Origin of the sequence: Halanaerobium hydrogeniformans (assembly GCF_000166415.1) — a bacterium.
Lineage (GTDB): Bacteria > Bacillota > Halanaerobiia > Halanaerobiales > Halanaerobiaceae > Halanaerobium > Halanaerobium hydrogeniformans.
Genome location: NC_014654.1, coordinates 1808071 through 1822613 on the forward strand (window position 1 = coordinate 1808071; position 14543 = coordinate 1822613).

General features: G+C 36.8%; 6 protein-coding genes, 2 rRNA genes and 4 pseudogenes. 4 read left to right on the forward strand and 8 right to left on the reverse strand.

What is annotated here, in order from left to right; translation table 11 throughout:
* Positions 1 to 88: 88 nt before the first annotated feature.
* From HALSA_RS08245 to HALSA_RS08270, 6 genes are all read right to left on the reverse strand, one after another.
* Positions 89 to 460 (reverse strand): DUF1667 domain-containing protein, encoded by a 372-nt coding sequence (locus tag HALSA_RS08245; RefSeq protein ID WP_013406125.1) that lies wholly within the window; start codon positions 458 to 460, stop codon positions 89 to 91.
* Positions 461 to 1741 (reverse strand): NAD(P)/FAD-dependent oxidoreductase, encoded by a 1281-nt coding sequence (locus HALSA_RS08250; protein WP_013406126.1) that lies wholly within the window; start codon positions 1739 to 1741, stop codon positions 461 to 463.
* Positions 1734 to 3209: an NAD(P)/FAD-dependent oxidoreductase gene (locus tag HALSA_RS08255; protein WP_013406127.1), complete on the reverse strand. Its 1476-nt coding sequence runs from the start codon at positions 3207 to 3209 to the stop codon at positions 1734 to 1736. Before HALSA_RS08255 ends, HALSA_RS08250 begins: the two co-directional genes overlap by 8 nt.
* 309 nt (positions 3210 to 3518) lie before the next feature.
* On the reverse strand, positions 3519 to 4361 hold the full coding sequence (gene nikC / locus HALSA_RS08260) for a nickel transporter permease (RefSeq protein ID WP_013406128.1): 843 nt from the start codon (positions 4359 to 4361) through the stop codon (positions 3519 to 3521).
* Between the two features lie 12 nt (positions 4362 to 4373).
* Entirely contained in the window at positions 4374 to 5294 is a 921-nt protein-coding gene (locus HALSA_RS08265) for an ABC transporter permease (RefSeq protein WP_013406129.1), read from the reverse strand.
* 113 nt (positions 5295 to 5407) lie between these two features.
* The gene (locus tag HALSA_RS08270) at positions 5408 to 6943 is read right to left on the reverse strand and encodes a glutathione ABC transporter substrate-binding protein (RefSeq protein ID WP_013406130.1); all 1536 of its coding nucleotides are present in this window, start codon (positions 6941 to 6943) and stop codon (positions 5408 to 5410) included.
* Positions 6944 to 7283: 340 nt separating this feature from the next.
* Here HALSA_RS08270 and HALSA_RS08275 point away from each other — a divergent pair.
* The 4 pseudogenes from HALSA_RS08275 to HALSA_RS12655 all read left to right on the forward strand — a co-directional run.
* Positions 7284 to 8288 (forward strand): annotated as a pseudogene (locus tag HALSA_RS08275) (RNA-guided endonuclease InsQ/TnpB family protein); the annotation flags it as partial.
* A gap of 108 nt (positions 8289 to 8396) precedes the next feature.
* Positions 8397 to 9975 (forward strand): annotated as a pseudogene (istA, locus tag HALSA_RS13400) (IS21 family transposase).
* Positions 9975 to 10714, forward strand: a pseudogene (istB, locus tag HALSA_RS13360) (IS21-like element helper ATPase IstB). Before istA ends, istB begins: the two co-directional pseudogenes overlap by 1 nt.
* Before the next feature lie 73 nt (positions 10715 to 10787).
* A pseudogene (locus HALSA_RS12655) lies at positions 10788 to 11108 on the forward strand (zinc ribbon domain-containing protein); the annotation flags it as partial.
* Between the two features lie 220 nt (positions 11109 to 11328).
* On the opposite strand, the gene rrf reads toward HALSA_RS12655, so the two are convergent.
* A 5S ribosomal RNA gene (gene rrf / locus HALSA_RS08290) occupies positions 11329 to 11445 on the reverse strand.
* 36 nt (positions 11446 to 11481) lie between these two features.
* Positions 11482 to 14512, reverse strand: a 23S ribosomal RNA gene (locus tag HALSA_RS08295).
* Positions 14513 to 14543 lie beyond the last annotated feature (31 nt).

Here is a 14543-nt window from a genome sequence, read left to right on the forward strand (position 1 = left end):
TTCCTTCTTTTTAATTAACATTTTAAGCAAAAAACATATTTTAAATTTAAAAACCCCAGGAACTTTTAAGTCCCTGGGGAAAACAAACTTATAAATTTCTAGCTAAATTTCTTGTAGCAACTATGTCTGCTCCAGTGTCTAAGATGTTTTCGATTAAAACATCTCCCATTTTGATTGGAGCTTCAACTTCTAGGCTACCAATAATTGACATTGCATCATGTATAACTTCAAGCGGAATTGCTTTGGTTGTCTTAACTGGTACTAAAGGAAGGGAACCATTTTTTACAACAGCAGTGGTTGGTAAAATTCTTGTTGGTGCAACTACCTCTTCTTTAGCATAATCTTCTCCCTGAGGACAAGCATGTCCATCAATTGAGATGATCTCATTACCTTCAAATTCAACTGCTACCTCACAGCCTTTAGGGCAGGCAACACAGGTTAATTGTTTTTTCTCTATCATTTAATTTCCCTCCTTTTCTATAATATCTACTCTTATTTCTGATAAGTCATCTAGACCATCTAAGGTTTTTTGGGCTAAAGGAACACTTATCATTTCACCAGGTTTAGCAAATGGTTCTGAGAAAGAATATAGTTTTTTACCATCTGCATATAGGTTAATGTCCACAGCAGTTAATGGAGTTGAAACTCTCATATAAAGAGGAATTCTTTTTCTATCTTCTGACTCCAGCTCTATTTTTTGAGGTATAACATAGCTTACATTTTCCCCTGCTTTTACATCTACTTCAGCATCTGTTCTTTTGTAGTCACCTTTAATATACTTAGCTGCCCAATCTCCGGCAATCTCTGACTCCTGGGTTACCCAGTCTACAAGGTCATGTACATGTAATACATTACCACAGGCAAAAATACCTTCTATATTAGTTTCACGACCTTCATTAACAATCGGGCCACTAGTTCTATCATCAAGTACTACATCAGCTTTTTTAGAAAGTTCGTTTTCAGGAATTAATCCAACAGATAATAGCAAAGTATCTGCCTTGATAATTTTTGCAGTCTCAGGAATAGGGTTAAGATTTTCATCAACCTCGGATATCTCAACTGCCTCTAATTTACCATTACCTATTATTTCTGTAACTGTGTGGTTCAGCATAAGGGGTATATCATAGTCCTCTAAACACTGAACTACATTTCTGGTTAATCCACCAGTATAAGGTAGAAGTTCACAAACAGCTTTTACATCTGCACCTTCTAATCTCATTCTTCTAGCCATTATTAAACCAATGTCTCCTGAACCAAGTACAACTACTTCATCTCCAGGAACATATCCTTCTATATTTGTATACCTTTGAGCAGTACCTGCAGTAATAACTCCAGCTGGTCTTGTACCTGGAATTCCAATTGCACCAGCTGTTCTTTCTCTACATCCCATAGCTAAAATTACTGCTTCAGCCTGGATTTCTGAAAATCCTTCATCTTTATTAACCGCATATACTTTTTTATCTTTGCATACATCTAAAACCATTGTATTTAACTTAACTTCAATATTTCTCTCAGCAACATCGTCAATAAAGCGCTGAGCATATTCAGGGCCAGTTAATTCTTCTTTAAAGTGATGAACACCAAAACCATTATGAATACATTGAGGAAGAATACCTCCCAATTCCATATCTCTTTCAATTACCATTATATCTTTTATACCTTTATCAAATGCTTCTTTGGCAGCTGCTAATCCGGCTGGTCCTCCACCTATTACTACAAGTTCTTTGTTTATTTTATGCATTAACGCTCACCTTGCTTTCAAGTAATTCTTTTATTTTATAATCAAGAATTTTTGAATTGTCTTCTTCCTGCTTAATCTCAGTTGGATCAAGTCCAAGTTCATCTGCTAATATTTCTACTACTTTTGGTCCACAGAAACCACCCTGACATCTTCCTGCTCCTGCTCTAGTTCTTCTTTTTACTGCATTAACAGTTCTTGCACCTACAGGTCCATGAATTGCATCTACAATTTCTTTGTAGGATACTGTTTCACAGCGGCAAATGATCTGACCATAATCTTTATCTTCATTTACATATTCTGCTCTCTCTTCATTTGTCATTTCATAAAATCTTACTGGTTCTTCCCGTGTCTCAATAATATTATCTTTTTCAGAAAGTTTTAAGCCCTCTTCCTCTAATATCTCTGCTGTAAGATCTGCAATTGCTGGAGCAGATGATAGTCCCGGTGACTGAATACCTGCTACGTTAACGAATCCTTTAACATTTTCCGCTGCTTCAATAACAAAATCTTCACTCTGGTCAGCAGCTCTTAAACCTGCAAAAACACGAATTGTATCTCTTAAATCTAATTCAGGGAATAATTTCTTCGCACCAGTATAAACTTCTTTTAACCCTTCTGGGGTAGTTGACAGATCTTCTTTACTGTCTACTGTTTCTGAAGTTGGTCCAATTAAAATATTATGTTCTACTGTAGGTGCTACTACTATCCCTTTACTAATTGGGGTAGGGATTGGGAAAACTACATGATTTAATTCATAATCTTTAGCATGATCATAAATATAGTATTCTCCCTTACGAGGAGTAATATCTACTTTCTCTACACCAGCCATTTTAGAAATTTCATCTGCATAAACTCCTGCAGCATTAATTACATAATCAGCTTCAAATTCACCCTGGTTAGTTTTTACACCAACAACCCTATCATCTTCAATTATAATATCTTCTACTTTAGTTTCTAATTGAACTTCAGCACCATTTACTACAGCATTTTCAGCCATTGCAAGAGCAAACTCCCAAGGTGTTATAATACCTGCTGTAGGTGCCCAAAGCGCTGCAACTGCATTTTCAGCTATATTAGGCTCATTCTCACGCAGCCACTCTTTATCAACTATTTTTAGCCCCTCTACGCCATTCTCTTTACCTTTTTCTAATAAATCATCTAATACACTTAAATCATCACCTTCTACTCCAACTACTAATGAACCAATTTCTTCAAAGGGTATATTTAAATCTTTAACAATTTCTTTTATTTGAATATTACCTTTATTATTTAACCTACCTTTAAGCTTTTTAGGATCTGCATTATATCCAGCATGGATTATTGCAGTATTAGCTTTAGTAGTACCTGTAGCAATATCAGCTTCTTTATCTAATAATAAAATATCTAGATCATAACGTGCAATCCTCCAAGCAACTGCACATCCGGAAATACCTGCACCAATTATAATTACATCATATTTTTTTGACAATTAGTTCCCTCCTAATTATTGTTAATTCCTTTTAACACGATTTAAAATGATTTTAAAGTTAAATAAATTTATTTGTTTTTTTTAGTTTATAAGATCCTCCTTTCATTAAAATTTAAGGTAGATAGACTTTTCTTGACTCAAAAATAAATTTTAAAAACAAAAAAACCTTATTGAAATCAAGTGATTACCGTTGACATAGTAATCCCCAGGTTTCAATAAGGTTATCTTTTCGACTCTACCTTATAAAATATTTAATTTGAAATAAGTATACCATTGAATTTTAACTTTGTCAAATACTTTACAAAATTTTTAATTTCTCATTTTTGGATCCAGGGCATCTCTTAAGCCATCTCCAAGCAAATTAAAGCCAAGTACTGTTAACATAATTGCAATTCCAGGAAAAGTAGTAACATGATGAGCAGTTCTTATATAACCACGCCCTTGACTTAAAATAGCTCCCCATTCTGGTGTTGGAGCTTGAGCACCTAAGCCAAGAAATCCAAGTCCTGCTGCCCATAAAATTGCAACACCTATTTGAAGTGAAGACTGAACAATAATTGGCGCAAGACAGTGTGGTAAAATATGCTTAAATATAATTACCGATTCTCTAACACCAATGGCCTTAGCAGCTTGAACGAATTCTTTGTTTTTTATAGATAATACCGATCCTCTAACAAGCCTAATATAGGTTGGTATAGAGACAATCCCTACTGCAATCATAGCATTTACAAGCCCAACCCCCATCACAGCAACAATAATTATTGCCAGCAGCATACCAGGGAATGCCATCATAATATCAACGAATCTTTGCGTGATAATATCTATTTTACCGCCATAAAAACCTGATATAGCACCAACAGGAACACCAACAATCAAACCTATCGCAACAGATATAAATCCGATGGTCAAAGAAATTCTAGCCCCATAAATAAGACGGCTCAAAACATCTCTACCTAAATCATCAGTGCCTAATAAATATTCTCTAGATGGTCCCTGTAATGTATTAAAAAAGTCAGTTTGATATGGATCATGAGGGGCAATATAGGGGGCAAATAAAGCTATAATAAATAAAGAAATTATGAATACTATTCCAATAATAGCTAACTTATTTCTTTTTAGTTGTCTTAAAGCTTTTTGATCTATTAAACGCATATTTCCCCTCCTCTAACTATAACTAATTTGTGGATCTAAAAATGCATACAAAATATCTACAAATAAATTGATTATAACAAACATTAATGCTAAAAGTAAAACAGAACCCTGAACTACCGGATAATCTCTAGCAAGTATGGAATCAACCATCAAACGTCCAACTCCTGGCCAGGAAAAAACAGTTTCTGTTAAAACTGCTCCACCTAAAAGCATCCCAAATCTTAATCCCAGGATTGTTGTAATAGGAATTAATGCATTTCTTAAAGCATGTTTAATTATAATAGCTTTTTCTTTTAATCCCTTCGCCCTTGCTGTAGTAATATAATCGTTTTTCAATACTTCCAGCATGCTTGACCTTGTCATCCTAGCAATTAAAGCTGTTGAATTAGCAGCAAGTGTAAGGGAAGGCAACACAAAATGAAGAGGTGTTCCCATTCCAGACGAAGGAAACCAGCCTAAATTAACCGAGAAAATAAGCATTAAAATCAATCCTAACCAGAATACAGGAGCTGCAACCCCAAATAATGAAAACATCATTACAACTTGATCATAAATTGAATAGGGTTTTACCGATGAAATAACTCCAGCCGTTATCCCAACCAAACTAGCAATAAAAAGCGCAATTGCTGTTAAATATACCGTGTTTTTAAATCTAGGCCATATTTCTTGAGCAGCCGGCCGCCTGGTTCGAGTAGAAACACCTAAATCACCTTCAAATAATCTATTAACAAAAACTCCAAACTGAACATGGATTGGCTCATCTAAACCCAATTCCGCTCTTACCTGTGATATATATTGTGGAGTTGCGTGTACTCCTGCCATTGCTACAGCAGGATCACCTGGTAACAACCTTACTATCCCAAAAACAATAATAGCAACTCCAATTAAAACAGGTATTAATAATAATAATCTTCTTAAAATATACGAAGACATATTAATCCCTCCAAGTAAATAAATTTACATAAAATAAGACCCTGCCTTTGCCTTGATGCAGGGCCCATTTAATTTTAATGATTAAACTAAATAAAGTCTAATTTCAGCCAATTCTATTCTACAAAATAAGCATCCATTACTTCGATGTGTTCTCTTGGATGATGAACTAAACCTTCAACTTCATTCCTAACCCCATTCAATTGAGAAATACTGTGTAAGAAAAGCCACTGAGCATCGTCCCAAATTAGTTCAATTGCTTCAGCATATAATTCTTCTCTTGCTTCAGGATCAGTATTAACTCTAGCTTCATCAAGCAATCTGTCAATCTCTGGATTATCAGCAAAGTGCCAGTTGTTGCCTTTAGGAGCGATTTCATCTGAATGGAATAATGCATATAAACCATAATCTGCATCACCAGTTACTGTACCCCAACCAAGGAAATACATATCATGTTCTACTTCTTCGGGAGCTCTTCCAACTAATTCAAGATAAGTAGCCCATTCCATAGTAGTCATTTTAGCATTGATACCAACTGCAGCCAACTGACTCTGAACTGCCTGAGATATAGTTGAATCCATTGGATATCTTCCAGTAGGATAATAAAATTCTACATCTAAACCATCTTCATAACCTGCTTCTGCAAGTAATTCTCTTGCCCTTTCTGGGTTATACTGATAAATTTCCTGAGCAGAGTAGCCGAAGATATCTGGAGAAATTGGAGCATCTGAAGGACGCCCAGCACCAGCTAAAATATTATCAACAATTGCTTCACTATCTACTGCATAATTTACAGCTTTTCTGACTCTAACATCGTCAAAAGGTTCTCTTTGATTATGAAGACCAATATATAGAGTTCTTAAGCTTGGAACACTTTCTACAGTGACTTCAGGATTTTCATTTAACCTTGGCACATCTCTTGATGGAACATTCATAATAGCATGTGCTTCTCCAGTTTCAAGCATAACTACCCGTGTAGCTTCTTCAGGTACAACTAAAACTTTAAAAGTTTCGATATTAGCATTTTCTCCCCAATAATCTTCATTTCTGGTCATAACAATTTCTTCTCCCCGTGACCATTCCTGGAAGATATAAGGACCTGTTCCAACAGGATTACTTCCAACATCATCACCATATTCTTCTACAGCTGCTGGACTAATCATTGAAATAAAATCATGAGATAAATGAGCTAAAATCGGAGCAAAAGGCTCATCAGTTTTTAATCTAACAGTATATTCATCAATTACTTCTATTGTAGTAATTCGATCAATTAGAAAAGAATAAACTGCTCCACCCTCTATTAAACGATCTAAATTAAACTTAACAGCTTCTGCATTAAAAGGTGTACCGTCATGAAATTCTACATCTTCACGTAGATATAGGTCATAAGTCAACCCATCTTCAGAAACATCATAATCTTCAGCTAATAAAGGAACAATATCTCCATTAGGCTTCATCTCAAACAATGTTTCCATCATATGAACCATAACCATAGCTGCTGGAGATGATTGAGCATAGAATGGATCCAGAGATTCCGGATCAGCACCGAAGGCAACTCTAATTTCATCACCTTCCTGGGCAGCAGCAGCAAAAGGTAATAACAAACTTACTGCCAATAAAAATATTAACATAGATAAGATCTTTTTCTTCATTAAAAATTCTCCTTTCTAATTTTTAAATATTGTATACTCTAATTTTATATATTAGATATAAATGTCTAAATTCCTCTTTTTTTATCTAAAATTGCCAAGAAAACTCCATCCAAGCTATGCATTGGCTGGAGATGAATTGGCTATTTATTCTGATTTTCAATATACTTTTTAATTGTCTCAATAGTAGCACCACCAGAAGATACAATAATGATATTGTAGACTATAAACAGAATGATAATTGTTATTTAAGTCTCTATTCATAAAAATCAAACCTCCATGTTTTCTTTTACAAGCAAACATATGTATGATATAATTATAGTAGGATGGAGGTGAAAAATCAATGCGATTATCATTTAAATTCAAGCCTAAATTAAGCCATAAGCAATTAGTAATAATTAATGAATTAGCCTGGCATTGCTCTAAATTATATAATACAGTCAATTATCAGATTAAAAATAATAAAGATGTAAAAGCTGTCTATACTGAATTAGAAACTAGATATAAAAATAACTGGCATAATGACTACCTTCACTCCCATAACAGACAACAGGCATTAAAGCAGTTAGCTAAGGACTGGAAAAGTTTTTTTAATTCTCTCAAAGATTATAAAAAGAATCCTCAAAAATATAAGGGGCAGCCAGAGTCACCTAATTTTAAACATATGAACAGTAATCCCTGTGAAATAATTTTTACCAATTTAGCTGTTAGAATTAAAGATAACAAATTACTCTTATCCTTATCTAAAAAGATACAATCTAAATATAATGTGAAGGTCACTAAAGCTTTTAATTTATAATACGCAAGGAAAGCTTTAGTATGACCGTATTCGATTTGGCCTCTTAATTTTGAGCTGCCTGAAGCAGTTCAAAGCATTATAGATTTAGATGCTGTCCAGCAGATAAAGATTAAGCAGGACCGTATTTCTAAAAGATGGTATCTCTTAATTATCTACAAAGTTAAAGAGGCAAAAGAAAGTAAGAAATCTAACATAATGGCAGTTGATCTAGGTCTTGATAATTTGGCTACTTTAACATTTAAAAACAATTCTGATTGTTATATTATCAATGGTAAAACTATTAAATCCAAAAATTCTTATTTTAATAAAGAAATTGCCAGACTACAAAGCATTAGAATGAGGCAGTTAGCTACCAGTAAAATTAGAGATACTAAACGAATAAAATATCTGAGATTAAAGAGAAAAAATTATATTAGAGATTATCTCCATAAAGCTAGTTGCAAAATAGTTGATTTAGCAATTGAAAATCAAGTAGAAACTATTGTAATTGGAGATATAAAAAATATTAAACAATGCAGCAAACTTAAATCTTTTGTCCAAATACCGATGTATATGATAATCTAAAAGTGACCCAGGATAATAATTTAAAATTGACCCGTTTAAATAGATAATATAAACTGTCCATAATAAAATAAAAATTATGGGCAGGTGAAAAAGGTGATAAAATTGAATGAAAAAGCCGATATTCTAATTAAACATTTTGTCGAGGGTCAATCAATTAGAAAAATAGCTAGAGAGTCAGAATTTTCAAGAAATACTATCCGCAAATATATCCGAGATCATGAAGAAAAACTTCAGAATCTGGATAAAGCAAAATCCAGAGATGAAATATTAACCTTAATTGAATCTCTAGTAGAAACTCCTGAGTATGACAGCTCTAACCGTAATAAATATAAAATGAATGAAGCTATCAAAAAAGATATTGATTACTGCATTAAAGAAAACAAAAAACGGCGAGCAACAGGTATGCGTAAGCTGCAGCGTAAAAAGATTGATATTCATGAATATCTGCTCGGTAAAGGTCATGATATTAGTTACTCAACAGTCTGCAACTACATCAGAAACACCTATGAAAATGCAGCCAAAGAAGCATATATAAAACAGCTCTATCATGAAGGAGAATCCCTTCAGTTCGACTATGGTGAAGCCAATTTAGAAATTGCAGGTAAAAACAAAACCCTTAATATGGCTCTATTCACAACTGGTTTTGGTTTTCATCACTATGGTAAATTTTATGCTAATAAAAAGATGACTTCATTTTTAGATGCTCATGTTAAAGCATTTAAGAACTTCAATGGAGTATATCATGAAGTAGTTTATGATAATTTAAAACAGGCTGTAAAAAGATTCGTTGGTCCTTCTGAAAAAGAAGCTACTGAGGATCTAGTTAAGCTTTCCCTCTACTATGGCTTTAAATACCGCTTTTGTAACGCATATCGCGGGAACGAAAAAGGCAAAAGTTGAGAAAGGCGTTGATTTCGTCAGGCGGCGGATCTTCTCCCAGAAAACAAGTTTTGAATCCATAGAAGAAGCAAATGAGTATCTTGCTGCAGGACTAAAAAGGCTTAACTCAATGAAAAAAAGCTGAATTAGATAACAGATCACCATATGAGCTCTGGCAGCAGGAAATACCATATCTACTGCCTTTAAAACCTCCATATGAGGCCTGCAGAGAAAAAGAATGTAGAGTCAATAAATACAGCTTTGTAACCTTTGAGCAGAATAAATATTCTGTACCTGATCATCTTGTTGGAAGATTTGTTAACAGCAGAATTTACTCAGATTATATAAAAATATACTACAACGATGAGCTGGTAGCAAAGCATCAGAGAATATATGAAGTTCATAAATGCAGTATTGAAATAGAACATTATCTTCTAACTCTAAAAAGAAAGCCTGGTGCATTGAAAAATCCCTAGCTTTTCATCAAATGGCACCAGACCTCAAAGAGATATATAAATTATACTACGATAATTATACCAGAAAAACTAAAGAATTCATAGAGCTTTTAGAACTGGTAAGTGAGAAAGGTCTGGATGAAATTAAGGGTGCTATAGAAACTCTTTCTAAAAACAAAAAGTCAATGGTAACAACTGCTAATATCAAAGTGTTAGTTCAAAAGGAGAATACTCCTGATTTTACAATTTCCAGTGAAATAAATGAGAATTCTCTGGAACTATTAAAAAAATGGGATACTATGTTTAGTCTCCAAAATCATCAGGAGGTGATCCAGTAATGAATAAAGAAATAATACTGGAAACTAAAAATTACATCAAAGAACTAAAGATTGCTGGTATTAGAAACGACTTAAATCAAAAACTGGCTGAAGCTTATCGCAACAATACACCTTACGAAGAACTATTAAGAGATCTATTTCGAGATGCATATGATATGCGTAAAGAAAATGGCCGTAAAAATAGGATTAAAAATGCTAAATTCCCATACAAAAAATATTTGGATACCCTAATTGTAGACTATCTACCTGAGAGTGCTCAAGCTAAGTTTAAAGAGTTAAAGTCGCTTAAATTTATTGAAGAAAATAGAAACATAATTTTCTCAGGAAATCCTGGGACTGGAAAAAGTCATTTGTCTATAGGCCTTGGTATCAAGGCCTGTAACGAGGGCTATAAAGTCTTCTTTGCCACAGTACCACAGTTTATCAACCAATTGAAAGAAGATTAACTAATTTTGAATCTAAATTCCAAAAATATGACTTAATAATTTTAGATGAATTGGGCTACATCTCTTTTGACCAGAAAGGAAGCGAACTTTTATTCTCCTTTCTTTCACTAAGAGCAGAACGCAAATCTACTATCATAACTTCCAATCTCTCATTTGAGAGGTGGAATGAGGTGTTTAATGATCCAGCATTAACTGCAGCTATGGTAGATAGATTGACCCACAAATCATATGTAATTAATATGAATGGTAATTCTTACCGAATGAAAGAAACTGAAGAGTGGCTGGGTCAATAAAATTAATATTATTTTTTGCTTACCCGGGTCAATTTTCAATTAATAAAAGGGTCAAATTTCACTTGACAAAAACATACCGATTCAGAGATTAAAAAAATTAATTGAATACAAAGCTAAACTAAAAGGTATCAAAGTTGTTGAAATTGATGAAAGCTATACTTCTGGGTGTAGTTCAGTAGATCTGGAAAAAATAAATAAAAGTAACTATGATAAATCCAGAAGAATTACTAGAGGTCTCTTTAAAACTAACGAGGGCCTATTAATTAATGCTGATCAGAATGGTAGTTTTAATATACTTCGTAAATACCATAACGATAAATGTATTCTCAGACCTATCAAAGAGGCGAGAGATAATGGATTTGTGGACAATCCTTCAAGATTAAGGGTATCCTAAACTATTAGGAGCAAAACTTAAAAGCCAAACATCTTGTAAACTGACCTAGTAATATAGGTTGAACTTTAATCTATATGAAGCAGTTAGAAGCTCCCTCTAAATCTTGGTTTTGATTTAGGTGGAGAGGTTCACAAATATTTGTTACTTATTTAAAGTAAATTATGACAGCATAAAAGTATTTTTCCAATATTCAGACAAATTAAAAAGGCATAAAAAAAGAATCCGGCAGAGACCTACTCTCCCACATCGTTACCAATGCAGTACCATAGGCGCTGGAGGACTTAACTTTTGTGTTCGAAATGGGAACAAGTGTTACCCCTCCGCAATTACCACCGGAAAGCTGTAAATTCAAAGATACATATAGGAAATAAATATGATTAAGCCCTCGATCTATTAGTACCGGTCAGCTCAGTGTATTACTACATTTACACCTCCGGCCTATCTACCTTATCATCTTTAAGGGATCTTAACTCTTTAACAGAGTGGGATACCTTATCTTGGAGTTTGTTTCACGCTTAGATGCTTTCAGCGTTTATCTTTGCCACACTTAGCTACTCAGCTATGCTCCTGGTGGAACAACTGATTCACCATCGGTGTGTCCATCCCGGTCCTCTCGTACTGGGGACAGCTCTCCTCAAGTATCCTCCGCCTGCGACGGATAGGGACCGAACTGTCTCACGACGTTCTGAACCCAGCTCGCGTACCGCTTTAATGGGCGAACAGCCCAACCCTTGGAACCTGCTTCAGCTCCAGGATGCGATGAGCCGACATCGAGGTGCCAAACCTCCCCGTCGATGTGAACTCTTGGGGGAGATAAGCCTGTTATCCCCGGGGTAACTTTTATCCGTTGAGCGACGGCAATTCCACACTATACCGCCGGATCACTAAGTCCTACTTTCGTACCTGCTCGACTTGTTTGTCTCGCAGTTAAGCTCCCTTCTGCCTTTACACTCTTCGTGCGATTTCCATCCGCACTGAGGGAACCTTTGAGCGCCTCCGTTACTGTTTGGGAGGCGACCGCCCCAGTCAAACTGCCCGCCTGACAATGTCCTGTGACCAGTTTATGGCCTCCAGTTAGAATTCCGCTGTAGAAAGGGTGGTATCCCACCAACGGCTCCACTGATATTAGCATACCAGCTTCAATGCCTCCCACCTATCCTGTACATTCTACACCAAAACCCAATATCAGGCTGCAGTAAAGCTCCACGGGGTCTTTCCGTCCTGTCGCAGGTAGCCTGCATCTTCACAGGCAATTTAATTTCACCGAGTCCCTTGTTGAGACAGCATCCAAGTCGTTACGCCATTCGTGCAGGTCGGAACTTACCCGACAAGGAATTTCGCTACCTTAGGACCGTTATAGTTACGGCCGCCGTTTACTGGGGCTTAGGTTCAGACCTTCGTACATAAGTACTAAGCCTTCTCCTTGACCTTCCAGCACCGGGCAGGCGTCAGCCCCTATACTTCGTCTTACGACTTAGCAGAGACCTGTGTTTTTGATAAACAGTCGCTTGGATCTTTTCACTTCGACCCTCTAGGTATTCCTAAAGGGTACCCCTTCTCCCGAAGTTACGGGGTCATTTTGCCGAGTTCCTTAACAAGGGTTCTCTCGCGCGCCTTAGAATTCTCTTCCCGTCTACCTGTGTCGGTTTGCGGTACGGGCACTGTAAATCTCGTTAGTGGTTTTTCTTGGCGATTTATCCGGTGGCTTCGCCTCTTTTGGCTCCACATCACTTTAAGCTGTTTAGATGGGTAAAGGGATTTGCCTCCTTACCCCAGCTTAATAGCTTATACATGCTCTTCCAGTCACATGCTCCACCTTCTTTACCGCGTCCCCACTTCACTCAATCAATTTACAGTGGTATCGGAATCTTTACCGATTTTCCATCACCTACGCCTTTCGGCCTCAGCTTAGGTCCCGACTAACCCTGAGAGGACGAGCCTTCCTCAGGAATCCTTAGACTTTCGGCGAAGGAGATTCTCACTCCTTTTTTCGTTACTCATACCGGCATTCTCTCTTCTGTGCCGTCCACTACTCCTTACGGTATAGCTTCACCCAGCACACAATGCTCCTCTACCTCTCTAGAAACCGCCCATAAAACCTATCTAAATTCATCCTAAATCATTAATAGATAAATTTTATGGACAGTTCCTAGAAACCACAGCTTCGGTGATATGCTTTAGCCCCGTTACATTTTCGGCGCGAAACCGCTTAACCAGTGGGCTATTACGCACTCTTTAAATGAATGGCTGCTTCTAAGCCAACATCCTGGTTGTCTGTGCGATCTCACTTCCTTTTCCACTTAGCATATACTTTGGGACCTTATCTGGTGGTCTGGGCTCTTTCCCTCTTGACTATGAAGCTTATCCCCCACAGTCTGACTCCCAGAGAACATTAATTGGCATTCGGAGTTTGAATGGATTTGGTAACCTTGTTGGGCCCCTTGTCCAATCAGTGCTCTACAACCAATTAACTTTTACTCTGAGGCTAGCCCTAAAGCTATTTCGAGGAGAACCAGCTATCTCCGAGTTCGATTGGCCTTTCACCCCTATCCACAACTCATCCCATGTTTTTTCAACAACACCGGGTTCGGGCCTCCACAGGCTCTTACACCCGCTTCACCCTGGTCATGGATAGATCACTCGGTTTCGGGTCTACTCATCATAACTTCCGCCCTATTCAGACTCGCTTTCGCTCTGGCTACACCTCTATGGCTTAACCTTTTGCTACGATCAGTAACTCGCCGGTCCGTGATACAAAAAGTACGCAGTCAGACTTTCTAATAGTCCTCCTACTTGTTGTAAGCTTACGGTTTCAGTTTCTATTTCACTCCCCTTCCGGGGTTCTTTTCACCTTTCCCTCACGGTACTTGTTCACTATCGGTCATTCAGGAGTATTTAGTCTTGGAAGGTGGTCCTCCCATATTCTCACAGGGTTTCTCGTGTCCCGTGATACTCTGGATATCGTTTGACTTCTTTTGCTTTTCGCCTACAGGGCTATTACCCTCTCTGGCGGAACTTTCCAGTCCCTTCGACTTAGCAAAAAATTTAAGCCATCTAAAGGCTGTAGCCTCTAATTAACAATATCCCACACCCACTAAAAGCAACACCTACAGGTTTACACTTTTAGTGTTTGGACTTCTCCCCCTTCGCTCGCCGCTACTAAGGGAATCTCGTTTTGATTTCTTTTCCTCAGGGTACTAAGATGTTTCAATTCTCCTGCTTGTTCTTACACAGCTACTTCTTTCACTGCATAATACCAGTGCTCCACACTGGTGGGTTGCCCCATTCGGATATCCACGGATCTACGCTTATTTAGCAGCTCCCCGCGGCTTTTCGCAGCCGGTCACGTCCTTCTTCAACTCTGAATGCCTAGGCATCCACCATAAGCTCTTTCTAGCTTAATCTATATTATTTCCTATATGCATTTTTCAATGT